Raw genomic sequence first — 22,832 nt, 5'->3', positions numbered from 1 at the left:
CTTTCTCCAAGCGGGGGCGAGGCGGAGCCGAGGGGGACGACGGCGCCGGGCGGCGCCGTCGTCAGAGGCGGTCAGTTGCCGCCGAGGGCGACCAGCGGGTCGATCCGGGTGACGCGGAAGACCGCGACGACGGCGGCGAGCATGCCGAGCACGAGGACCCCGGCGGCGGGCACCGCGGTGGTGGCCCACGAGAGCTCGAACGGGACGGCCCGCCCCGCGAACGCGCCGATCGCGGCGGCCAGCCCGGTGCCCACGGCCACGCCGCCGACGAGCACGAACGCGGCCTGCGCGAGCGAGTCCTTCAGCACCCAGCCGTTCGAGCCGCCGAGGGCCTTGAGCACCGCGATGTCGCGGGTGCGCTGCACCGTCCAGATGGACAGGAACGCGATCACCACGAGCGCCGAGATGCCGTACAGGAAGCCCTGCATGGTCATCAGGGAGCCGTTCTCGGACCGGTAGCTGGGCAGGGCGGCGTAGGAGCCCTTCACGGTCTCGGCGACGGTGCCCGCGGCGTCGTCGCCGGCGGCGGCCACGGCGTCGACGTCGGCGCCGGCGTCGAAGCGCACGAGGCCGGCGGTGCCGAGCACCGCGTCGTCGGCGGTGTGCGAGATGGCGTTCCAGTCCTCGAGCGCCAGCCACGTCACGGGGGAGTGGGAGTAGTACTCGGTCGGCACCACGTCGGCCACGGTGAAGACGAAGCCGGAGACCGCGACGGCGTCACCCGCCTGGGCGTGGAGGGAGTCGGCCACGTCCTGGCTGAGCACGATGTGCCCGGGCTCGACGCCGGCCGGTGCGTCGGAGCCGCCCGGGGTGAGGCCGATGAACGCGGTGGTGGCCACGCCGGTGGTGGGCTCGCCGGACACGTCCGCGCGGCGCTGCGGGTCCGTGTCCACGGGGTGCTCGAGCCCGACGGCCCGGCCCTGGCTCACCCCGAGCGGCTCGACGGAGGCCACGCCGTCCGTGGCCGCCCACGCGTCGCGCTGGGCCACGGTGAACTCGGACTGGGTGAACGACGCGGTGGGCTCCTGGCCCGCCGCGCCGCCGAAGACCAGACGCTGCACGCCCTGCTCGCCGAGGCGGTCGATCGCGGCGGTGTTCTGCCCGCCCAGGCCGGCCGTGAGGCCGGAGAGCATGACGAGCAGCAGGCTGATGAGGGCCACCACGGAGCCCATGAGAGCGAACCGTCCGGTGGCGAAGCGGAGGTCGCGGAGTGCGAGGAACACGGGGCGCGTCCTTTCCTGACGAGGTCTGTCCTGAGGTTGCCTCCACGGTCTCGCGCGGGGAGGGGTCGGCACATCGCCCGCGGCGGCTGGACCCGGTCAACCGAATGGTTGATCCCGGCGGCGCAGCGGCGCAGCCCCGGGGCCGCGGGCCGCTGTCGCGTCCGGGGCGCGCCCTAGGGTGGAGCCATGTCCGTCGCCCCCCGCGCCGCCGTGCCCCCCGCGGCCACCGAGACCGGCACCACCGCCGTGCTCGCCGGCCTGCGCGTGGCCCTGCACGTCACGTTCGCCGCGCTGCTCACCGTGGGGCTGGCGCGCGCGCTCGCGGACCGGTCCCCGGACGCGTCCGGTCCGTTCCCGGCCACCACCCTGGTGCTGCTGACCGCCGCGCTGGCGGGCGTCTACCTGGCCGGGACCGTGCTGGAGCGGTGCCGGTGGGCCCGGGGCGACGACGTCGGGCGCGGTCCGGCAGTCGCCTGGCTGGCCCTGGTGCTGCTGCTGTGGGGCCTGCTCGTGGCCCACCACGGCGACTTCGCGTGGGTTGCCTTCCCCCTCTTCTTCGTCGTCCTGCACGTGGTCGGCCGGGTGACCCGGCAGGCGTGGGTGCGCCACGTGGTCGGGCCCGTGCTGGTCGTGGCGATGGCCGTCGTCGTGGTGGCCGGGATGGCGTCGGGCGCCGGCGGCGTGCGGGTGCCGGCCGTGATCGGCCCGCTGGTGGGCGCCGCCGTGGCCGTGGTGCTCTCCGAGGCGTACCGCGCCCTGCACGCCGAGTCCGAACGCCAGCGTGCCGTGGCCGAGCAGCTGCGCGCCGCGCAGGCGGAGCTCGCGCGCACGGAGCACCGGGCGGGGGTGAGCGCCGAGCGGGAGCGGCTCGCCCGCGAGATCCACGACACCCTCACCCAGGGGCTGGCCTCGATCGTGCTGGTCTCGCGCGCGGCCCAGGACGCGCTCGACGCCGCCGACCCCGCCCTGGCCCGGCAGCGCATGGAGACCGTGCGCGCCACGGCCGCCGAGAACCTCGCCGAGTCCCGCCGCTTCGTCCGCGACCTGCGCGGCACCGGGGCGCCGTCCCTCGTCGAGGCGCTCGAGCGCGCGGTCGCCGGGTTCGCCGACCGGCAGGCCGCCGCCGGGACGCCCGTGGCCGCGGACGTCGAGGTCGTGGGGGAGCCGGTCGCGGTCGCCGAGGCCGTGGAGACCGCCGTGCTGCGGGCCGTGCAGGCGTCCCTGGCGAACGTCGGCGCCCACGCGGGCGCCCGGCGCGCCCGCGTCACGCTGGGCTACCTCGGCGACGAGCTCACGGTGGACGTGGCCGACGACGGCGCGGGGTTCGACCCGGCCGTCGTCGTGGCCCGCGCCCGGGCCGGAGCCTCCGGTGCCGAGCCGGGGGCGGGGACCGGCGTGGGACTGGCGAGCGTGCGCGAACGCCTCGCGGCGGTGGGCGGCGAGGCCACCGTCGAGTCCGCCCCCGGCGAGGGCACCGTGGTGGCGCTGCGGGTGCCGCTGGCCGCCGCCGGGGCCGGCCGGGGCGCGGATCCCGAGGAGACCGAGAGTGAGGAGACCGCATGAGCGTGCGCGTGATGCTGGTGGACGACCACCCCGTGGTGCGGGCGGGGGTGCGGGCCGTCGTCGAGGCGCACCCGGACCTGACCGTGGTGGCCGAGGCCGCCGACGGGGCGGAGGCGATCGGCGTCCTGGAGGCGGGCGAGCCCGCGGTGGACGTCGTGCTGATGGACCTGCAGATGGGCGCGGGCATGGACGGCGTGACCGCCACCCGCGCCGTGCGGGAGCGGTGGCCGGGGGTGCAGGTGCTGATCCTGACGACCTTCGACACGGAGGCGGACATCCTCGCGGCCGTGAACGCGGGCGCCGCCGGCTACCTGCTCAAGGACGCCCCGAGCGAGGAGATCGCCTCGGCGGTGCGGCAGGCGGCGGCGGGGCGCAAGGCCCTGGCCCCGCAGGTCGCGGCCACGCTGATGGGGCGCATGTCCGGCGGCTCCGAGGTGCTGTCCGAGCGGGAGATCGAGCTGCTCGAGCTGATCGCGCGGGGCGCCACGAACAAGATGGCCGCGAAGGAGCTGTTCATCTCCGAGGCCACCGTGAAGACGCACCTGGTGCACATCTTCCAGAAGCTCGGCGTGGACAACCGCACCCGCGCCGTCGACGAGGCCCGGCGACGGCGCATCATCCGCTGACGGGCAGGCCGGGGCGGCCGGCGTTCGAGGGCCCGGCCCCGCTCAGCGGCGCCGCACGTACCGGGTGATCACCGCCGCGGCGACGGCGGCCAGCGCCAGCACGCCGAGCGCGGCGGGCAGGCTGAGGTCGCCGCGCTGGACGCCGAACCCCCGCAGCGTCCAGAAGACGATCAGGGCGCACGTGAACATCACGCCGACGAACGTCCAGACCGTGCGCAGCCCGGGTCCCAGTCCCGCAGAGGGCCGGTGGCGGGGGTCACGGGGGTCACCGTCGTCGCCGGGCTGACCGTGGTGGAGGGGAGGCATCGTCATGCGCTCCACCGTAGGGGCCACGGGCCGGGCCGGGCCAGGGCCACCGCGTAGGCTTGAGGCTCGTGAAGACCCTTGTGCTCGGCAACGGCGGCCGCGAACACGCGCTGCTCACCGCCCTCTCCCGTGATCCGCAGGTCAGCGCCCTCCACGCGGCGCCCGGCAACGCCGGCATGGCCGACCTGGCCACCCTCCACGCCGTCGAGGCCACCGACCCGGCCGCCGTCGTGGAGCTCGCGCGCGAGCTGGGGGCCGACCTCGTCGTCGTCGGTCCCGAGGCTCCGCTCGCCGCCGGCGTCTCCGACGCCCTGCGCGAGGCCGGGTTCGCCGTGTTCGGCCCCTCGCAGGCCGCCGCGCAGCTCGAGGCGTCCAAGGCCTTCGCCAAGGAGGTCATGGCCGCCGCGGGCGTGCCCACCGCCGGCTCCCGCGTGTGCACCACCGCCGCGGAGGCCGCCGCCGCCCTCGACGAGTTCGGCGCCCCGCACGTCGTCAAGGACGACGGCCTGGCCGCGGGCAAGGGCGTCGTGGTCACCTCCGACCGCGCCGAGGCCCTCGCCCACGCCGAGGCCTGCTTCGCCGCCGGCGGCACCGTGGTGATCGAGGACTTCCTGGACGGCCCCGAGGTCTCCCTCTTCGTGATCTGCGACGGCGAGGACGCCGTCGCCCTCACCCCCGCGCAGGACTTCAAGCGCATCCACGACGGCGACGCCGGCCCCAACACCGGCGGCATGGGAGCGTACACACCGCTGCCGTGGCTGCCCGAGGGCTTCACGGACGAGGTGATGGACCGGGTGGCCCGCCCCGTGCTCGCCGAGATGGCCCGCCGCGGCACCCCGTTCACGGGCGTGCTGTTCTGCGGCCTGGCCGTCACCGCCAAGGGCGTGGAGGTCATCGAGTTCAACGTGCGCTTCGGCGACCCCGAGACCCAGGCCGTGCTCGCCCGCCTCGAGACGCCCCTGGGCGGGCTGCTCGCCGACGCCGCGGCCGGCCGGCTCGGTGCGGACCGCCGGCTCGAGTGGAGCGACGACGTCGCCGTGGACGTGGTCATGGCCTCGGCCGGCTACCCGGCCTCCTCCTCGACGGGCGACGTGATCAGCGGGCTGGCCGACGCGGCCGCCCTCGAGGGCGTGCACGTGATCCACGCCGGCACCGCGGCGTCCGGTGAGGACGTGGTGACGGCGGGCGGCCGGGTGCTGGCCGTCGTCGGGCGCGGGGCGGACCTGGCCCAGGCGCGCGAGCGCGCCTACGCGGGCGTCGAGCGGATCCGGTTCGACGGCGCCCAGTGGCGCACGGACATCGGACTCAAGGCCGAGCGCGGCGAGATCACCGTGCCCGGGACGGAGGGAGCGAAGTGAGCGGGGAGCGCGTGGGGTTCACGGGGGCCGAGGCCCTCGAGCTGCCGGGCTGGCGGCACGTCTACTCGGGCAAGGTGCGGGACCTGTACGAGCCCGCCGACGCCGAGCCGGGACGGTCCGCGACGCTGCTCGTGGTGGCCTCCGACCGGATCAGCGCCTACGACCACGTGCTGGAGCCGCCGATCCCGGACAAGGGCGCCATCCTCACCCGGCTGACCCTGTGGTGGTTCGAGAAGCTGGCCGAGGGCTACAACGGGGCCCACGCCGAGCCGGTCGAGCACCATGTGGTGAGCACGGACGTGCCCGCGGCCGTGGCCGGGCGGGCGATGGTCGTCAAGCGCCTGGACATGTTCCCCGTGGAGTGCATCGCCCGCGGCTACCTGACCGGGTCCGGCCTGGCCGAGTACCGCGCGTCGGGCACGGTGGCCGGCCTGCCGCTGCCCGCCGGGCTCGTGGACGGCTCGCGGCTCGACCCGCCGATCTTCACGCCGTCCGCGAAGGCCGAGGTCGGCGAGCACGACGAGAACATCACGTTCGAGCAGATGGTCGAGCGCGTGGGCACCGAGGCCGCCGAGCGCCTGCGGTTCCTCACCCTGGACCTGTACGCGCGCGCCGAGGCGATCGCCCGCGAGGCCGGCATCATCCTGGCGGACACGAAGGTCGAGTTCGGCGTGGACCCGGCCACCGGCCAGGTGGTGCTGGGCGACGAGGTGCTCACGCCCGACTCCTCCCGGTTCTGGGACGCCGAGGACTACGAGCCCGGCCGCACCCAGGCGAGCTTCGACAAGCAGTTCGTCCGCGACTGGCTCACGGGCCCCGACTCCGGCTGGGACAAGGCGAGCGGGGAGGCCCCGCCGGCGCTGCCCGCCGACGTCGTGGCCAAGACCCGCGACCGCTACGTGGAGGCGTACGAGCGCCTGACGGGCCGCCCCTTCGACGCCTGACCCGCACTTTCGAACGTGGGATAGGCCCTCTCTCACGTTCGAAAGTCCCCATTCGCCCGATTTCACGTTCGAAAGTTCGGGGCGGGGTGGGGCGGGGCGGCTCCTGCACAGGGGCCCGGCCCCGCACAGGAGGGGGCCGGACGCCCGCCCGCGACGACGGCGCCCGCATCCTGGCCGCATGCCACGCCGCCCCGCACCCCTCCCGCCAGCCCTCGCCGGCCGCGTCTTCACCCGGCGCGAAGCCCTGGACCGCCTCTCCTCCGACCGGCTGCGCAGCCTCGACCTGCGCCGGGTGACCCACGGGGCACACCGCGCGGTCGTCGACGTGCCGGGGTCGTGGGCCGCGCTCGGATACCCCCGCCCCGTGGCGGCCCTGCCGCCGGAGGAGGCCGCCGTCGTGGTGGCTCTGACCCGTGGGGTCGCCTCGCATCTGACGGCGGCGCGGCTGCACGGGCTCGTCCTGCCGTGGTGGGCCGAGGAGGACACACGGGTGCACGTGAGCCGGCCGCACCGCACGGGTCGGACGGGGCGCGCGGGCGTCGCCTGCCACGGACGCACGGTGCCGGCCGAGGACCGCGTGGAGGTGCACGGGGTCCCGGCCACCTCGCTCGAGCGGACGTGGGTGGACCTCTGTTCCCTGCTGCGGCCGGATCAGGTGGCGGACGCCGTCGTCGCGGGGGACGCGCTGGTGAACCGTCCGTGGGTGGACGGGACCCGACTCCCGCCACGCACGACGCCGGCGCGGCTCTCCGCGGCGCTGGAGCGGGCGGGCCGGTTCAAGGGCGTGCGGGTGGCCCGGGCCGCGCTGGCGCTGATCCGGGTGGGGGCGGACTCGCCTCCGGAGACGCGGCTGCGGCTGGCCCTCCTCGACGCCGGCCTCCCCGAGCCTCGCCTGCAGGCGAGGCTGGTCTCACCGGCGGGGGAGCGGACCGACGCGGACATGGTGGTCGAACGATCCCGCGTGGCCCTCCACTACGACGGCGGCCACCATCGCACGCCGGAGCAGCAGCGACGCGACGCACGGCGGGACCGTCTCTGGCAGGAGGCCGGCCACCTGTCCATCACGGTGATGGGCGCCGACCTGGCCGAGGACTTCCGGACCGTGGTGGCCGCCGTCGTCCGCCACGACCGGGCCGTGCGGGCGACCTCCACCACCTCCGGCCCCGCCCCCGCCGCAGGACTTTCGAACGTGAAATCGGGCGAATGGGCACTTTCGAACGTGGGATAGGCCCTCTCTCACGTTCGAAAGTGCCCGGCCCGGGGCCCATCAGGCGAGCGAATCCTCCCAGGCCCGGTGCAGCGCAGCGAACCGGCCGTCGGCTGCCACCAGCTCGGCGGGGCTGCCGTCCTCGACGATCCGGCCGTCGTGCATCACGAGCACCCGGTCGGCGGTCTCGACGGTGCTGAGCCGGTGGGCGATGATCAGCGCCGTCCGGTTCCCCAGCAGCCGCTCCAGCCCGGCCTGCACGAGGCGCTCGCTCGGCAGGTCCAGCGACGACGTCGCCTCGTCCAGGATCAGCACGGCGGGGTCCGCGAGGAACGCCCGCGCGAAGGACACGAGCTGCCGCTGCCCCGCGCTGAGCCGCCCGCCGCGCTTGGCGACGTCGGTCGCGTAGCCCTCGGGCAGTCCCAGGATGAAGTCGTGCGCCCCCACCGCCCGGGCGGCCGCCTGGATCTCGGCCTCGGTGGCGTCGGGCCGGCCGAGGGCGATGTTCTCCGCGATCGACCCGGAGAACAGGAACGCCTCCTGCGTCACCATCACCACGTTGCGCCGCAGATCCGCCTGGCTGAGCTCGCGCAGCTCCACCCCGTCCAGCGCCAGCGAGCCGGCGGACACGTCGTAGAATCGGGCGATGAGCTTGGCCAGCGTCGACTTGCCCGCGCCCGTCTGGCCCACCACGGCCACGGTCTGACCCGCCGGGATCACGAGGTCGAACTCCGGCAGCACCACCCGGCCCGGCCCGTAGCTGAACACCGCGTCCCGGAACTCCACCCGCCCGGACGCCACGCCCGCCCCCGGCGCGTCGGCCCCGGGCAGCGGCGTGGGCTCGGCCGCCTCCACCACGGTGGGCTCCTCCTCGAGCAGGCCGGAGACCTTCTCGAGCGCCGCCGTCGCGGACTGCAGCGACGAGTAGAACATCGCCACCATCTCCATGGGCTGGAACACGCGCCGCCCGGCCAGCAGGAGTGCCACGAGCACCCCCACCTCGAGGTCGCCGTCGAGCACGCGCAGGCCCCCGGTCACGAGCAGCGCCGCCACCGTGAGGTTGCCCGTCGCCACGAGCACCGGCTGCAGGATGCCGAACAGGTTGAGCGTGGCCACCATGTCGTCCCGGTAGGCCGTGGCCAAGTCGCGGTACCGCGCGTCGTTGTCCCGTTCCCGTCGGAAGGCCTGAACCGCGCGGATGCCGGTCATGGTCTCCACGAAGTGCACGATCGACCGCGCCGAGGACACCCGCGACCGCCGATACGCCTCTTCGGACCGCACCTGGTACCAGCGCGTCACGATCGCCACCGGCACGGCCGCGCCCAGCAGCACGAGGAACGACGGCGGGTCCAGCAACAGGATCGACGCCGCGGTGAACGACATGAACATCAGCCCGGACACGAGCGAGGACACGCCCTGGTCCAGCAGCTCCCGCAGCGCCTCCAGGTCCGAGGTCTGCCGCGAGATCACCCGCCCGGACGTGTACCGCTCGTGGAACCCGAGGCTCAGCCGCTGCGTGTGCCGGAACACGCGCAGCCGCAGGCTCAGCAGCATGGCCTGGCTCGCCCGCGCGGTGAGCCACGTGTACGCCCCCAGCAGGCCCCCGGAGACGAGGGCCGCCGCCACGTACGCCCCGCCCACGGGGACGAGGATGGGCCAGACGGACTCGCCGGCCCGCACGGCCTCGACGACGCGCGGCAGCTCCGCGTCGATCGCCCAGGCGATGATCAGCGGCCCGGCCGCCCGCGCCGCGTTGGACACGAGCACGAAGAGCACGGTGAGCAGCAGCGTCCCCCGGACCGGCCGCGCGAGCTCGCCGAGCAGCCGGAAGGACCGGCGCCGGATGTGGCGGCGCTCCGCGCGGGTGTAGTCGAGGTCCTCTTCGGCCCCCACGCCGCGCACGCGGCTCACGTCGGCGGCGCTCATGCCTGCTCCTCCGGTCGGCTCGAGATGATGTGCCGGTACACGGCGCTGCGGGCCAGCAGTTCGGGGTGCGTCCCCACGTCCTCGATCCGCCCGTCCGCCAGCACCGCGACCCGGTCCGCGAGGGCCACGGTGGAGGGACGGTGCGCCACGATCAGGGTGGTCGTCCCGTCGAGGACCTCGCGCAGGCGCGCGGTCACGGCCTCCTCGGTGCGCACGTCGAGGGCGGAGAGGGGGTCGTCCAGCACGAGCACGTCCGGGCGCGCCGCGATCGCGCGGGCGAGGGCGATCCGCTGGCGCTGTCCGCCGGAGAGGCTGAGGCCCTCCTCGCCGATCTCGGTCTCGACGCCGTCCGCCAGGTCCGCCACGAAGCCCGCCTGCGCGGTCTCGAGCGCGAGGTCGAGCAGGGCGTCCGCCGCGGGGGAGTGGAGGCCGTCCGCGAGCACGTCCGCCGGGGCGCCGAGCAGAACGTTCTGCCGGATGGTCGCGGAGAACAGCGTGGCGTCCTCGAACGCCACGGACACCCGCCGGCGCAGCTCCTCTAGCGGCATCCGGCGCACGTCCACCCCGTCCACGCAGACGGAGCCCGCCGTGACGTCGAGCAGCCGGGGGACCAGCTGCAGCAGCGTCGACTTGCCGGCGCCGGTCGCGCCGACCAGGGCCATCGTCTCGCCGGGCACCAGCTCGAGGTCGACGCCGTCGAGCAGGTCGCGCTCCCCGCGCCCCGGGTCCGCGTCCGGCCAGCGGAAGCGCACTCCGCGGAACGCGAGCGCGCCGGTGGCCGGGGGTACGACGGCGGCCTCCCCGGTGGGCGAGGCGATGTCCACGGGCGTGGCGAGGACGTCCACGTGGCGGTCGATCGCCGTGCGGGCCGAGAGCGTCATGCCCATCAGCTGGCCCACCGACTCGACCGGCCCGGCCAGCACGGCCGCGGTGGCGAAGTAGGCGGCGAGCGCGCCCACCGTCAGCTCCCCGGTCGCCACGAGCCACAGGCCCAGGGCGAGGCCCAGGCCCAGCACCGTCTCCGGCAGGGCCACGATCAGCGCGATGAACCGAGCCAGCACGGACGCCTTGTGCACCTCGGTGCCCTGCAGCGTGCGGGCGCGCCCGCGGAAGCCGTCGAGGGCGTGCGCGCCGCGGCCGAACGCCTTGAGGACGCGGATGCCGTGCACCGACTCCTCGACGGACGTGGCGAGGTCCCCGGCCTGGTCCTGGGAGAGCCGGGACGCGGCGCGGAAGTCGTTGCGGAACCCGAACGACGCCCACATGATCGGCACGGCCGCGGCGAGGTAGAGCAGGGCCAGCTGCCAGGACAGCAGGAACAGCAGGACGAGGCCGACGGTGATGGTCACCACGTCCACCACGAGCATGACCGAGCCGAACGCGATCCACCGCCTCAGCAGCGAGAGGTCGCCCTGGGCCCGGGAGAGCAGCTGCCCCGAGGGCCACGCGTCGTGGAACGCCACCGGCAGGCGCTGGAGCCGTTCGAACAGGGCGATGCGCGCCCGGTTCTCCACCCCGGCGGCCGGCGGGAGGATGAAGTACCGGCGCAGGCCGATGAACGCCGCCTCGGCGAGGCCGAGCACGGTGAGCAGGCCGGCGGCCCGCCACACGTCCGCGCGGGAGTCGGGGGAGGAGGGCCGGGCGAGCACGGTCTCCGTGAACACGGTGTCCACGAGCAAGTGGATGACCTGCGGGATGGCCAGGGCCACGAGGCCCGCCGCCATGGCCGAGGCGAGCCCGAGCACCCAGCGCGCCCGCACGCCCTCGAGGTACGGTGCGATCCCGCCCAGGGCGTCACGCAGGGACGAGGCGTCGGGAGAGGTGGTGCGGGTCACGGGGCTCCACTGTACCCGCGGCCCCGGACGGGACAGGCGGCTCAGCCCCGCGGGACCAGGTCCAGCACCACGGCCTCGGGCCGGCACGCGAACCGCACGGGGGCGGACGGCGCCGTCCCCAGGCCGGCCGACACCTCGAGGGGGACGGTCCGGCCGTCGGCCGTCCACGTCGAGACCCCGGAGGCCTGGCGGCGCGGCAGGTCGCAGTTGGTGACGAGCGCGCCGAGGAACGGCACGCACACCTGCCCGCCGTGGGTGTGGCCGGCGAGCAGCAGGTCGGCGCCGTCGGCGGTCATGGCGTCCAGCACGCGGCGGTACGGGGCGTGGGTGACGCCCAGCCGGAACCGCCCGTCGCCGCCGGGCCGCCCGGCGCCCTCGTCGGGTGCGGCGCCGGGGAAGCCGGCCCAGGCGTCCAGACCGAGGTGCGGGTCGTCGGTGCCGGCGGCGAGCACCTCGAGCGTGGTCCCGGCGCGGGTCGGCACGGCCAGGGCGGCGCCCCGGTTCGTCAGGTCGGCCCAGCCGGCGGCGCGGAACGCGCCGAACAGGACGTCGGAGGGAAGCCGGGGCCGGTCCTCGTCCATGCGCGAGGGGCCCGCGAAGTACCGCAGGGGGTTGGCCGCCTTGGGCGCGTAGTAGTCGTTGGAGCCGGGCACGAACACGCCGGGCCGCGCCAGCAGCGGCCCGAGAGCGGCAAGCACGAGCGGCACCGATGCCGCGGCGGACACGTTGTCGCCCGTGTTGACCACGAGGTCAGGCTCGAGAGCATCCAACCCGTGCAGCCACGCCTGCTTGGCCCGGTGCCGGGGCAGCAGGTGGATGTCCGAGAGGTGCAGAATCCGCAGCGGCGCCGACCCGGCCGGCAGCACGGCCAGTCGGTGTGTGCGCACGGTCCGCGCCTCCGCCTCGGCGAGGCCCCAGGCCAGGCCGAGGCCCGCCGTCGCGGCCAGCCCGGCGGCGGCAGGCGCTGCGGCGCGGAGCATGCGGCGGGCGGGGGAGGCGGCGGGGCGCATCGCGGTCAGAAGCCCGGGACCGCCTCGGGCAGCGGCCCGCCTCGGTCCAGGTCGTCGATGTGGAACTGGCGTCCGTCCGGGTGCTCGCCGGCCTCTCCCGGGTCCTCCGACTGCGGGCCGTCCCACTCGGGCAGTTCACCCGGCGGGAACTTCTCCTTGGCCATCTGGTTGTACTCGAGCCAGGACGGGCCGTTGATGGAGGTCGAGTAGAACGGGTTGCGGACCTCGCCGTTGACGGTCTCGCCCGTCATGGACTTCAGGTTGTTGTAGCGGCCGGTCCACACGGCGGTGGCCAGCTTGCTGGTGAATCCGACGAACCACGTGGAGGAGACGTTGTCGTTCGTGCCCGTCTTGCCGCCGAACTCGTAGCCGGCGCCCTCCTCGGCGATGTTGAAGCCGCCGATGTGGCGCAGGACCGGCATCAGCTCCCGGACGTGGTCCGGGTCGATGACCTGGTCGCACTGCGGGTCGGCGACGTCGTACTGGTTGCCGGCGGTGTCCGTGACCTCCAGGATGGCGCGCGGCTCGCAGTACAGGCCGTTCGCGGCGATGGCGGCGTACGCCCCGGCCAGGGACAGCGGGGCCACCGAGTCCTTGCCGAGCAGGAAGGACGGGTCGTCCGGCTGCAGCGGGGAGCTGTCCAGGGCGCGGGTGATGCCCAGCTGGGTGGTGAGGCTCGTGATGTCGCACAGGTCCAGCTGGTACGCGGTGGCGACGGTCGGGGTGTTCACGGACCAGAAGAGACCCTCGTCCACGCGCACCTGCCGCAGCATGCCGGGGATCACGTTCTTGAACTGCCAGGTGCCGCCGACCGTGGTGTAGCCGCCCGGGCGGCACGAGGCCGCGAAGCGCGTGCCCGTGGGGTAGACGTTCCGGGAGGCGTCCACGGAGTCGACCAGGCGGTTGCCGTTGCGCAGCCACGTCAGGGCCACGAAGGGCTTGAGCGTGGAGCCGGCCTGGAAGCCCTGGCCGCCGCCCCACTGCTTGTCCACGTTGAAGTTCAGCGAGGTGTGGCCGAGCTCGTCCTGGATGGCGTACTCGGTGTTCTGGGCCATGGTGCGGATGTTGCCGGTGCCGGCCTCCACCGAGGTGAGCGCGTGGCCGGCGCCCAGCGACTCGTTGTTGGGCACCGAGGCGCGCAGGTTCTTCTCGGTCTCCTTCTGGAGCGTCGAGTCGATCGTCGTGCGGATGGTGAGTCCGCCGCGGTCCAGCAGGGCCTGGCGGGACTGGACGTCCGGGCCGAACGTGGGATCGGCGAGGATCTGCCGCTCCACGTAGTCACAGAAGTAGGTGCCGAACTTGGCGTAGAGGCAGCCCGAGGGGCGGGACTCCATGACCACCTCCATCGGCTGGGCGACGGCGTGGTCGTACTCCTCCTGGGAGAGGTAGCCGTTGTCCTTCATCGCGTTCAGCACGAGGTTGCGCCGCTCCGTGGCCTCCTCCGGGTTGCGGGCCGGGTTGAACCGGGTGGGGGACTGGACCATGCCGGCCAGCGTGGCGGCCTCCCAGCTCTCCAGGTCGGCGGCGGACTTGCCGAACACGTACTGCGAGGCGGCCTCGACCCCGTAGGCACGGCCGGAGAACAGCACGATGTTGAGGTAGCCCTCGAGGATCTCGTCCTTCGACATCTGCTTCTCGACGGCGACCGCGAGCTTGATCTCCTTGACCTTGTCCGCGATGTTCTTGGAGCCGGAGAGCGTGAGGCGGGAGTCGCCGCGGATCTGCTGCACGTTCACCAGCATGTTGTTCACGAACTGCTGGGTGAGGGTGGAGGCGCCCTGCGTGGAGTCGGAGGTGGCGTTGTTCACGGTCGCGCGGATGAGGCCGCGCGCGTCCACGCCGTCGTGATCGTAGAAGCGCTCGTCCTCGATGGCCACGATCGCGTGCTGCATGTGCTCCGAGATCTCGTCCAGCGGGACCGGGGTGCGGTTCTCCTCGTAGAAGACGGCGATCTCCTCACCGTCCTCCGAGAGGATGCGCGACGGGACGGAGACCGGCTCCGCGGGCAGCTCGTCCGGCAGCTCGTCCAGCATCTCCCGGCCCGACGCGGCGGCGACACCGGCCAGGCCCGCGACGGGCAGCAGGAGGGCCGCCACGAGCAGGCCGGCCACCGCCGAGAGGCCCACGAAGGCGAGGAGGCGGCCGAGAGCGCTCGAGGGCGCGGGGAAGCGGGTCGTGCGGGAGGCCATGGGCGCGAGTGTAGCGCGGGCACCTGGGACCTCTTCCGGGGTCCGCGCCGGTGGCTAGGGTGGGTCCCATGACTCAGCAGACGCAGTGGGAGTACGCCACGATCCCCCTCCTCATCCACGCGACCAAGCAGATCCTCGACCAGTGGGGCGAGGACGGCTGGGAGCTCGTCACGGTGATCCCGGGCCCCGAGGGGAACAACCCCGTGGCCTACCTCAAGCGTCCGAAGGCGGCGTGAACGTGACGGAGCAGTCCTCGGCCCCCACCTGGGGCGACGGCGCCGTCGCGGCCCGCCTCGCGGAGCTCGGCATCGACCGACCCGCCGTCGCGGCGCCGGTCGGCTCCTACGTCCCGGCCCTGCGGGACGGCGACCTCGTGCTGACCTCCGGCCAGCTCCCCTTCGTGGCCGGCGCCCTGCCCGCCACCGGCAAGGTGGGCGCGGAGGTCACCCCCGAACGCGCCCAGGAGCTCGCGCGGACGTGCGCCGTGAACGCGGTGGCCGCGGTGCACGAGCTGCTGGGCGACCTGGACCGGGTCGCCCAGGTCGTCAAGGTCGTCGGCTTCGTGGCCTCCGACCCCGCGTTCGCCGGTCAGCCCGGCGTGGTGAACGGCGCCTCGGACGTGCTGGCCGAGATCTTCGGCGAGGTCGGCCGCCACGCGCGCTCCGCCGTCGGCGTGGCCGTGCTGCCCATGGACGCTCCCGTCGAGGTGGAGATCACCGTCCGTGTCCGCTGATCCGGCCGGCCTGCTGCTGCCGGTCCCGGAGCAGGAGGAGGACCTCACCCGCCAGTGGTTGGACCGGCGCTTCAGCCAGGTACGCCCGGCCCGGCCCGGGTCGGCCGTCGTGCTCGTACGCGACGGCGACGACGGCCCGGAGGTCTTCCTCCGGCACCGCGCGGGACGCACCCCGCTCGGCCGCGTGGGCCTGCCCGGCGGCGCGCTCCTCGAGTCCGACGCCGACTCGTGCCCGTGGTACGGGCCCGAGCCCTCCCAGTGGGCCCACACGTTCGGGACAACGGACCGGCGGCGTGCGCGGCAGCACGTGGTGGCCGCCGTCCGTCAGCTCCACGACGAGGCCGGAGTGCTCCTCGCCGGTCGCTCCGACACGGACGTCGTGTCCACGGCGCGCATCGAGACCTGGGGTGGGGGCCACAGCTCCCTCGAGGAGGGCTCGGAGAGTCTGCCCCATCTGCTGGCCGCGCGCGGCCTCGGGGTGCGCGCCGACCTGCTGCGCCCCGTCATGCGCTGGCATTCCGCGCCCCACGTCCACCGACGCTTCGACACGGCTGTGTTCGCCACGACGACCCCACCGGTGCAGTCCACGCCGACATCCGAGGAACCCGGTCCCGAACTCCAGGCGTGGGTGCCCGCGTGTCGCGCACTGGCCGGCCCGCTGCGGCTGCCCGGACCCGCCGGGGCGGAGGGCATGGCACCCTTCGACCAGGTGGCGACCCCGCTGACGCAGGTGATCGTGCGTCGGGTCGCGGCGCACCGGACGGCCGCCGCCTTCCTGCTCTCCGCCACGCCCTGTGCCCGGCGCGGCCCGGTGCCGGAATACCACCTGGTCACCGAGGCCGGCGACGACGGCATCCCCCGGATGCGCGTGGAGCGGGCCCCCCGGGACTGACCGGGGTGGCCCGCTCCACGGCAGGGCGAGGGGCGTCAGCGTGAACGCTGGCGCAGACGCTGCAGGTCCAGGATGACCACGGCGCGGTTCTCCAGGCGGATCCAGCCGCGCTGGACGAACTCGGCCAGGGCCTTGTTCACGGTCTCGCGGGACGCGCCCACCAGCTGGGCGAGCTCCTCCTGCGTGAGGTCGTGCGCCACCAGCAGGCCGTCCGCGGCCGGGCGGCCGAAGCGGTCCGCGAGGTCCAGGAGCGCCTTGGCCACGCGGCCCGGCACGTCCGAGAACACCAGGTCCGCCAGGGACTCGTTGGTCTTGGACAGGCGCTGGGCCAGGGCCTGGAGCAGCTGGACCGACACATCCGGCGACGAGGCGATGGCGCGGCGCAGGTTCTCGTGGCGCAGACCGGCCAGGCGCGTGGCGGACACCGCGGTGGCGGTGGCGTTGCGCGGGGCGGGGTTGAACAGGGCCATCTCGCCGAAGATCTCGCCGGGGCCGAGCACGGCCACGAGGTTCTCGCGGCCGTCCGAAGCGGTGCGGCCGAGCTTGATCTTGCCGGACATGATCACGTACAGCTGATCGCCCTGGTCGCCCTCGTGGAACGCGGACGCGCCGCGGGAGAGCTCCACCTCGGTCAGCTCCGAGGTGAGGATGGCGAACACCTCGTCGTCCAGGTTGGTGAACAGCGGAGCCTTCCGCAGAACCTCGAGATCCATGTGTGCGTGTCCTCTCTGTGGCCAGTTCCTCACACCGCGGCGGAGGAGCCGCCCGGTTCACTGGCGTCCATTGTGCCCCATACCCCAGTGCGGGCCGATACCCTGGATCCCCCACCGGGCGCGCGGGCGGTCCCCGTGCGTGGCCGGTGCCGTCGCATCCGAAGGAGGTCGCCCATGCCGCTGGGTCTGACGTGGCTGGACGTCCTGCTCATCATCGGGCTCGCGATGCTCCTGGTCCAGGGTCACCGTCGCGGCCTGTGGGTGGTGCTGGGCAACCTCGTCGGCCTGGTCGGCGGCGCCGCGATCGCGTTCTACGCCCTGCCTGAGGTGGCGAAGGTCGTCACCGCGCCGCAGTGGCGGTGGGCCGCGCTGATCGCCACCCTCGTCCTGCTCGTGGCGGCGGGCCAGTACGTGGGCGCCGCCATCGGCGAGGCGATCCGGCTGCGCGTGAACCTGCCGGCCCTGCGACTCGTCGACCGCCTCCTCGGCGCGCTCGCCGCCGGTCTCGCGGGCGCCCTCGTCCTCTGGCTCGTGGCGTTCTCCATCGCGGCCTCCGGCTCCACCGCGGTCACCCGTGAGGTGACCCGCTCGCGGGTGATCACAGCGCTGGACACCGTGATGCCCGACTCGCTCCTGGCCTGGGCCGCCCGCTCGCGCTCCGCCGTCGCCGACCTGGACGTGCTGCCGGAGCTCGAGCTGCCCGCCCCCGTCCCGGAGACCGACGGCGGCGTCCGCGCCGCCCCGGCCCCGGCCGTAACGCCGGGGCTGCCCTCGGCCGCCTCCTCCCCGTCCGACACCGCCACGTCCGCCCCGCCCGCGACGTCCGCCGCGGCGACCCTCGAGGAGCCCGACGACGCCGCCGCGGCCTCGTCGTCCACGTCCGCCGCGCCGTCGGCCACGACGGCCGCCCCCGCCTCGTCGGCGTCGACGGCCGCCCCCTCGACTCCCGCCGCCTCCTCGGCGTCGGCCGCCGTCGTCCGGCTGACCGGGACGGCCGCGCAGTGCAACCAGGTGCAGAGCGGCTCGGGCGTGGCCGTGGCCCCGGACCGCGTGCTCACGAACGCGCACGTGGTCCTCGGCGTGGACGCCCCCACCGTGACGGACCGCGCCCGCGGCGTGCACGCGGCGCGGATCGTCCACCTGGACACGGCGCACGACCTCGCCGTCCTGGCGGTCGACGACGCGGACCTGCCCGTCATGCCGGTCGGGGCCGAGCTGACGGGCGGCGCGTCGGCCTCCGTCCTGGGGTACCCCGACGGCGGCCCGTTCGCCTCCACCCCCGCGGCCGTGCAGGCCGTCGGCGAGGTGCCGCTCGGCGACGTCCTGACCGGGGCCGCGAGCATGGTGGACGTCTACACCCTCGCGGCGGACATCCGCCACGGCTACTCGGGCGGCCCGGTGGTGGACGCCGCCGGGAACCTGGCCGGTCTGGTGTTCGCCCGGGCCCCGGGCTCGGACGCCGTCGGCTACGCCCTGACGGCGGACACCATCGCCCCCGTCGTCGCCGCGGCCCCGCAGATGACGGCCACGGTCCCCTCGGGGGACTGCGTCCCGGGCGGCTGAGCCGGCGCCGCGCCACGCGCCTGACGCCCGCATTCCGGACCGGACTGTCCGGCAACGGCCCGCGTCGACTATTGTGGCCGCCGTCACACTCGAGTTTTCCCGACCCTCGGAGGTCCTGCATGTCCAGCACCGTCTCCGCGCCGGCGCCCGCGCCGGCGCCACAGCGCACCCGGGAGGAGTTCACCGGCCGGTGGGCCTTCATCCTGGCGGCCATCGGCTCCGCCGTGGGCCTCGGCAACATCTGGCGCTTCCCCTACGTCGCCTATGAGAACGGCGGCGGCGCGTTCGTCATCCCCTACCTGATCGCGCTGCTCACCGCGGGCATCCCGCTGCTGTTCTTCGACTACGCGATCGGCCACCGCTTCCGCGGCTCCGCGCCTCTGGCATTCCGACGCCTGTCCCGGTGGACCGAGACCGTCGGCTGGTGGCAGGTGCTCATCTGCGTCGTCATCGGGATCTACTACGCCGCGATCATCGGCTGGGCGATCATGTACACCTGGTTCTCCGTGGACCAGCGGTGGGGGGACGACCCGGAGACCTTCCTCATGGGCGACTACCTGCAGGTCGCCGACGACCCGTCCCCGTCCTTCGACTTCGTCTCGGGCGTCTTCTGGCCCATGCTCGCCGTCTGGGTGATCACGCTGCTCATCATGGGCTTCGGCGTGCGCCGGGGCGTGGCCCTGGCCTCGATGGTCGGCATCCCGCTGCTCGTCGTGATGTTCCTGATCCTCGTCGGCATCGCCCTCACCCTGCCGGGCGCCGCCCAGGGCCTGGACGCGCTGTTCACGCCGAACTGGGCCGCGCTCGCGGACCCGGGCGTCTGGATCGCCGCCTACGGTCAGATCTTCTTCTCGCTGTCCGTCGGCTTCGGCATCATGATCACCTACGCCTCCTACCTCAACCGCCGCACGAACCTCACCGGCTCCGGCCTGGTGGTCGGCTTCTCCAACTCAGGCTTCGAGATCCTGGCCGGCATCGGCGTGTTCTCCGCCCTGGGCTTCATGGCGCAGGCCTCCGGCGTGTCCGTGTCCGAGGTGGCCGGCAGCGGCATCGGCCTGGCGTTCATCGCCTTCCCCACCCTGATCTCGCAGGCCCCGCTCGGCGCCCTGATCGGCGTGCTGTTCTTCGGCTCGCTCGTGGTCGCCGGCTTCACCTCGCTGATCTCGATCCTCGAGGTCGTCATCTCCGCCGTGAAGGACAAGCTCGGCTGGGGCCGCTGGACGGCCACGATCGTGGTGATCGGCCTGTCCGGGGTGGTCTCCCTCGCCCTGTTCTCCACCACCACGGGCCTGCAGATGCTGGACACCATGGACGCGTTCGCCAACAACTTCGGCATCGTGGGCGCGGCGCTCCTGTCGGTGCTCCTGGTCACCGGCGCGCTGGGCTCGGCCCGTCGCATCACGGCGCACCTCAACGCCGTCTCCTCCTTCAAGGTCGGCCGCGGGTACGTGCTGCTGATCGGCGTGCTCATGCCGATCGTGCTCGCCTACATCTGGCTCTCCTGGATCATGAAGGTGATCGCGGAGGGCTATGAGGGCTACCCGGGCGACTTCCTCGGCGTCTTCGGCTGGGGCATCGCGCTCGGCTCCGTCGCCCTGGCCGTCCTGCTCTCCCTGATCCCGTGGTCCCGCAAGTCCAACCTCTACGCGGAGGACCTGGACAGCGAGATCCACGGCGACCTCATCCCGCACAACGCCGTGCCCCAGGGCACCGTCCCCACCGGCGCCCTGCCGGTGATGCCCGCGGCCACCACCCGGAAGGAGCTCTGACCGATGAGCACCGCAGCGATCGTCATGATGTCCCTGGCCATCCTCCTGGTGTGGGGCGGCCTCGCGGTCTCCGCCGTCCACCTGCTCCGCCACCCGGACGACTCCTCGGGCGATCTCGCCATCGGGGGCGAACTGGCCCCCGCCGTGTGGGAGCGCGAGGATGGCCGTCTCGACGCGCAGCACCGGTGAGACGATGCGGGCCCCCGGTCCGTCCGCGGCGACCCCGTCCGCGGCCCCGGTCGCCGGCGGAGCCGCGGGCGTGGTCTCCGCCTCCCTGCCGGTCGTGGCGGTGGACGGGAGCCTGCCGACCCCGCCCTACCGGCAGATCGTGGACGCGGTCCTGGCCGGCGTCGCCTCCGGATCCCTGGCCCGCGGGGACCGACTGCCGCCCGTGCGCGCGCTCGCCGCCGAGCTCGGCGTGGCACCGGGCACCGTGGCCCGGGCCTACAAGGAGCTCGAGGCGCACGGCACCATCCGCACCCGGGGCCGCGCGGGCACGTTCGTGGCCGCCTCGGCGGACGCCCGTGCGGATGCCGCACACCAGGCCGTGCGCCGCTGTCTCGACACCCTGCTCGAGCGCCTCGGCTACACACCCGACGAGGCCGTGGAGCTGGTCCGCCGGGACGCGGCCGCCCGCGCCTGAGCCGGGCCCGCCCACCGACGACGCCGCCCCGGACCGCACGCAGCGTGCGGACCGGGGCGGCGTCGTCGTGCCGGCTCAGGCCTTCGGCGCGAGCGTCTCCACGATGCGCTGCATGACCGTGGGGTCGGCCAGCGTGGTGGAGTCGCCCGGGTCGCGGCCCTCGGCCACGTCCTTGAGCAGGCGGCGCATGATCTTGCCGGAGCGCGTCTTGGGCAGCTCGGGGACCACGAGCACGAGCTTGGGCTTGGCGATGGGGCCGATGTCCTTGCCCACGTGCTGCCGCAGCTCCTCCTCAACCTCGGCGACGTCGCGGTCGGCCGCGGCGGCGACCTCGGTGAGCAGGACGAACGCGACGACCGCCTCGCCCGTGGTCTCGTCCTTCGCACCGACCACCGCGGACTCGGCCACGGACGGGTGCGCCACGAGGGAGGACTCGATCTCGGTGGTGGACAGGCGGTGGCCGGAGACGTTCATGACGTCGTCCACGCGGCCCAGCAGCCAGATGTCGCCGTCCTCGTCGTAGCGGGCGCCGTCGCCGGCGAAGTACATGCCGGGGAAACGGGACCAGTAGGTCTCCTTGAAGCGCTCCCGGTCGCCCCAGATGCCGCGCAGCATGGACGGCCACGGCTCGCGCACCACGAGGAAGCCCGCGCTCGTGTCCGTCAGGTGCTCACCGAGCTCGTCCACGACCTCCAGCACGACGCCGGGCACCGGCCTCTGGGCGGAACCGGGCTTGAGGGTGGTCACGCCGGGCAGCGGGGTGAGCATGTGGGCGCCCGTCTCGGTCTGCCACCAGGTGTCCACGATGGGGCAGCGCCCGGCGCCGATGACCTCGTGGTACCAGCGCCAGGCCTCCGGGTTGATGGCCTCGCCCACGGAGCCGAGCACGCGCAGGCTGGAGAGGTCGTACTCGTCCGGGATGTGCCGGCCCCACTTCATGAACGTGCGGATCGCCGTCGGCGCCGTGTAGAGGATGCTCACGCCGTACTTCTGCACGATCTCCCACCAGCGGCCCTGGTGCGGGGAGTCCGGGGTGCCCTCGTAGATCACCTGGGTGGCGCCGTTGACCAGCGGTGCGTAGGCGACGTAGGAGTGCCCGGTGACCCAGCCGACGTCGGCGGTGCACCAGAAGACGTCCGACTCCGGGTGCAGGTCGAAGGTGTCGTGGTGGGTGACCGCGGCCTGCACGAGGTAGCCGCCGGTGGTGTGCAGGATGCCCTTCGGCTTCCCGGTGGTGCCGGAGGTGTACAGGATGTAGAGCGGGTGCTCGGCGTCGTGCCACACGAGCTCGTGCTCGTCGGACTTGGCGTCCACGACGTCGTGCCACCACAGGTCGCGGCCCTCGGTCATCTCGACCTCGGCCTCGTTGCGGCGGACCACGAGCACGTGCTCGGCGGTGTGGCCGGGCGCGGAGAGGGCCTGGTCCACGGCGGGCTTGAGCATGGAGGGCTTGCCGCGGCGGAAGGAGCCGTCCGCCGTGACGACGAGCTTGGCCTCGGCGTCGTCCACGCGGGAGCGCAGGGCGTCGGAGGAGAAGCCGCCGAACACCACGGAGTGGACCGCGCCGATGCGCGCGCACGCGAGCATCGTGATGACGGCCTCGGGGATCATCGGCAGGTAGACGGCCACGCGGTCGCCCTTGGTCACGCCGAGGGACTCGAACGCGTTGGCGGCGCGCCGGACCTCGGCGGCCAGGTCGGCGTAGGTGTAGGTCCGGGTGTCGCCGGGCTCGCCCTCGAAGTGGATGGCCACGCGGTCGCCGTGGCCGGCCTCGACGTGGCGGTCCAGGGCGTTGTACGCGGCGTTGGTGGTGCCGCCGACGAACCACTTCGCGAAGGGTGCGTCGGACCAGTCCAGGACGTCGGTGAAGTCCTGCTCCCAGTGCAGGACCTCGCGGGCGCGGCGGGCCCAGTAGGCCAGGCGGTCCTCGGCGGCCTCCTCGTACAGGTCGGCTCCGGCCACCGCCTGGGCGGCGAATTCGGCCGGGGGCGGGAACGTGGGGATCTGCTCGTCCATTGACGGGATCCTTTCGAGGTGGTGCGGTCGGTGCGTGGCGCGGATGTGACGCGTCCCACACTAGTCTCCCGCCTCAGCATGCCGCGCACGGCGGCGTCGTCACAAATCCTCGGGTCCTGTGTGTCGCATCGCGCCCGAAAGCGGGGGCCGGACCCGGTGTGGACGTCGGCACGCGCCCCGCTCCCTAGGTGTAGGAGGGCATGACGTTGTTGACACGCACCGGGGCCAACGAGGCCGGAGGAGCCTCTCCGCAGGAGGTATGCGGCCGATGGTAGTTGTAGTGATTCACCCACACCTGCAGGGCCTCACGCCGAGC

Annotated in this window: 21 protein-coding genes; 12 read left to right on the top strand and 9 right to left on the bottom strand. The window is 74.1% G+C overall.

Features of this window, described 5'->3' with window-relative positions; genetic code table 11:
- Nucleotides 1–71: 71 nt before the first annotated feature.
- Entirely contained in the window at nt 72–1,223 is a 1,152-nt protein-coding gene (locus J1M44_RS00325; RefSeq protein ID WP_060775061.1) for an ABC transporter permease, read from the bottom strand.
- A 186-nt stretch (nt 1,224–1,409) separates the two neighbouring features.
- Between J1M44_RS00325 and J1M44_RS00320 the strand changes: the two genes are divergently transcribed.
- Nucleotides 1,410–2,786: a sensor histidine kinase gene (locus tag J1M44_RS00320; protein ID WP_206480328.1), complete on the top strand. Its 1,377-nt coding sequence runs from the start codon at nt 1,410–1,412 to the stop codon at nt 2,784–2,786.
- A complete protein-coding gene (locus tag J1M44_RS00315; RefSeq protein WP_049158448.1) occupies nt 2,783–3,412 on the top strand; it encodes a response regulator in 630 nt (209 codons plus the stop codon). The genes J1M44_RS00320 and J1M44_RS00315 overlap by 4 nt, the downstream gene beginning before the upstream one ends.
- Before the next feature lie 42 nt (nt 3,413–3,454).
- Here the strand turns inward: J1M44_RS00315 and J1M44_RS00310 are convergent, their stop codons facing one another.
- Entirely contained in the window at nt 3,455–3,724 is a 270-nt protein-coding gene (locus tag J1M44_RS00310) for a hypothetical protein (RefSeq protein WP_049158449.1), read from the bottom strand.
- A gap of 62 nt (nt 3,725–3,786) precedes the next feature.
- Between J1M44_RS00310 and purD the strand changes: the two genes are divergently transcribed.
- From purD to J1M44_RS00295, 3 genes are all read left to right on the top strand, one after another.
- Nucleotides 3,787–5,076: a phosphoribosylamine--glycine ligase gene (gene purD / locus J1M44_RS00305; protein ID WP_206480327.1), complete on the top strand. Its 1,290-nt coding sequence runs from the start codon at nt 3,787–3,789 to the stop codon at nt 5,074–5,076.
- Nucleotides 5,073–6,020 carry a phosphoribosylaminoimidazolesuccinocarboxamide synthase gene (locus J1M44_RS00300; RefSeq protein ID WP_002854011.1) on the top strand — a complete coding sequence of 316 codons (948 nt, stop codon included), beginning with the start codon at nt 5,073–5,075 and terminating at the stop codon, nt 6,018–6,020. Before purD ends, J1M44_RS00300 begins: the two co-directional genes overlap by 4 nt.
- Nucleotides 6,021–6,198: 178 nt before the next feature.
- Nucleotides 6,199–7,248 carry a hypothetical protein gene (locus J1M44_RS00295; RefSeq protein WP_002854012.1) on the top strand — a complete coding sequence of 350 codons (1,050 nt, stop codon included), beginning with the start codon at nt 6,199–6,201 and terminating at the stop codon, nt 7,246–7,248.
- Nucleotides 7,249–7,287: 39 nt separating this feature from the next.
- Here the strand turns inward: J1M44_RS00295 and J1M44_RS00290 are convergent, their stop codons facing one another.
- The 4 genes from J1M44_RS00290 to J1M44_RS00275 are packed head-to-tail and all read right to left on the bottom strand — an operon-like array spanning nt 7,288 to nt 14,187.
- Nucleotides 7,288–9,153: an ABC transporter ATP-binding protein gene (locus J1M44_RS00290; protein WP_002854013.1), complete on the bottom strand. Its 1,866-nt coding sequence runs from the start codon at nt 9,151–9,153 to the stop codon at nt 7,288–7,290.
- Nucleotides 9,150–10,988 carry an ABC transporter ATP-binding protein gene (locus tag J1M44_RS00285; protein WP_002854014.1) on the bottom strand — a complete coding sequence of 613 codons (1,839 nt, stop codon included), beginning with the start codon at nt 10,986–10,988 and terminating at the stop codon, nt 9,150–9,152. Before J1M44_RS00285 ends, J1M44_RS00290 begins: the two co-directional genes overlap by 4 nt.
- A gap of 41 nt (nt 10,989–11,029) precedes the next feature.
- On the bottom strand, nt 11,030–11,998 hold the full coding sequence (locus tag J1M44_RS00280; protein WP_002854015.1) for a metallophosphoesterase: 969 nt from the start codon (nt 11,996–11,998) through the stop codon (nt 11,030–11,032).
- A gap of 5 nt (nt 11,999–12,003) precedes the next feature.
- Complete coding sequence (locus J1M44_RS00275) at nt 12,004–14,187, bottom strand: transglycosylase domain-containing protein (RefSeq protein WP_002854016.1); 2,184 nt, start codon at nt 14,185–14,187, stop codon at nt 12,004–12,006.
- 68 nt (nt 14,188–14,255) lie between these two features.
- Here J1M44_RS00275 and J1M44_RS00270 point away from each other — a divergent pair, with 68 nt between their 5' ends.
- The 3 genes from J1M44_RS00270 to J1M44_RS00260 are packed head-to-tail and all read left to right on the top strand — an operon-like array spanning nt 14,256 to nt 15,812.
- Nucleotides 14,256–14,423, top strand: coding sequence for a DUF4177 domain-containing protein (locus J1M44_RS00270; protein ID WP_010080276.1), 168 nt, complete (start codon nt 14,256–14,258; stop codon nt 14,421–14,423).
- Nucleotides 14,420–14,920 carry a RidA family protein gene (locus tag J1M44_RS00265; RefSeq protein WP_002854018.1) on the top strand — a complete coding sequence of 167 codons (501 nt, stop codon included), beginning with the start codon at nt 14,420–14,422 and terminating at the stop codon, nt 14,918–14,920. Before J1M44_RS00270 ends, J1M44_RS00265 begins: the two co-directional genes overlap by 4 nt.
- Entirely contained in the window at nt 14,910–15,812 is a 903-nt protein-coding gene (locus tag J1M44_RS00260; RefSeq protein WP_002854019.1) for a hypothetical protein, read from the top strand. The genes J1M44_RS00265 and J1M44_RS00260 overlap by 11 nt, the downstream gene beginning before the upstream one ends.
- Before the next feature lie 35 nt (nt 15,813–15,847).
- On the opposite strand, the gene J1M44_RS00255 is transcribed toward J1M44_RS00260, so the two are convergent.
- Nucleotides 15,848–16,525, bottom strand: a complete 678-nt coding sequence (locus J1M44_RS00255) for a Crp/Fnr family transcriptional regulator (protein ID WP_002854021.1) — start codon at nt 16,523–16,525, stop codon at nt 15,848–15,850.
- Between the two features lie 174 nt (nt 16,526–16,699).
- Here J1M44_RS00255 and J1M44_RS00250 point away from each other — a divergent pair, with 174 nt between their 5' ends.
- The 4 genes from J1M44_RS00250 (at nt 16,700) to J1M44_RS00235 (ending at nt 20,500) form a co-directional block, all read left to right on the top strand.
- Entirely contained in the window at nt 16,700–18,088 is a 1,389-nt protein-coding gene (locus J1M44_RS00250; protein ID WP_002854023.1) for a MarP family serine protease, read from the top strand.
- A gap of 119 nt (nt 18,089–18,207) precedes the next feature.
- Complete coding sequence (locus tag J1M44_RS00245) at nt 18,208–19,857, top strand: sodium-dependent transporter (protein WP_002854025.1); 1,650 nt, start codon at nt 18,208–18,210, stop codon at nt 19,855–19,857.
- Nucleotides 19,858–19,860: 3 nt separating this feature from the next.
- On the top strand, nt 19,861–20,046 hold the full coding sequence (locus J1M44_RS00240; protein ID WP_002854027.1) for a methionine/alanine import family NSS transporter small subunit: 186 nt from the start codon (nt 19,861–19,863) through the stop codon (nt 20,044–20,046).
- Nucleotides 20,018–20,500 carry a GntR family transcriptional regulator gene (locus J1M44_RS00235; protein ID WP_036334115.1) on the top strand — a complete coding sequence of 161 codons (483 nt, stop codon included), beginning with the start codon at nt 20,018–20,020 and terminating at the stop codon, nt 20,498–20,500. The genes J1M44_RS00240 and J1M44_RS00235 overlap by 29 nt, the downstream gene beginning before the upstream one ends.
- A 75-nt stretch (nt 20,501–20,575) precedes the next feature.
- Here the strand turns inward: J1M44_RS00235 and acs are convergent, their stop codons facing one another.
- Nucleotides 20,576–22,516, bottom strand: coding sequence for an acetate--CoA ligase (gene acs / locus J1M44_RS00230; RefSeq protein ID WP_002856974.1), 1,941 nt, complete (start codon nt 22,514–22,516; stop codon nt 20,576–20,578).
- Nucleotides 22,517–22,700: 184 nt separating this feature from the next.
- The coding region (locus tag J1M44_RS00225) for an integrase core domain-containing protein (protein WP_161788002.1) at nt 22,701–22,832 on the bottom strand (132 nt) is incomplete at its 5' end.

Source organism: Micrococcus sp. KRD128, assembly GCF_017168395.1.
Classification (GTDB): domain Bacteria; phylum Actinomycetota; class Actinomycetes; order Actinomycetales; family Micrococcaceae; genus Micrococcus; species Micrococcus luteus.
Note: the sequence above shows the minus strand (reverse complement) of the source record. Positions and strands in the feature narration are given on the sequence as shown.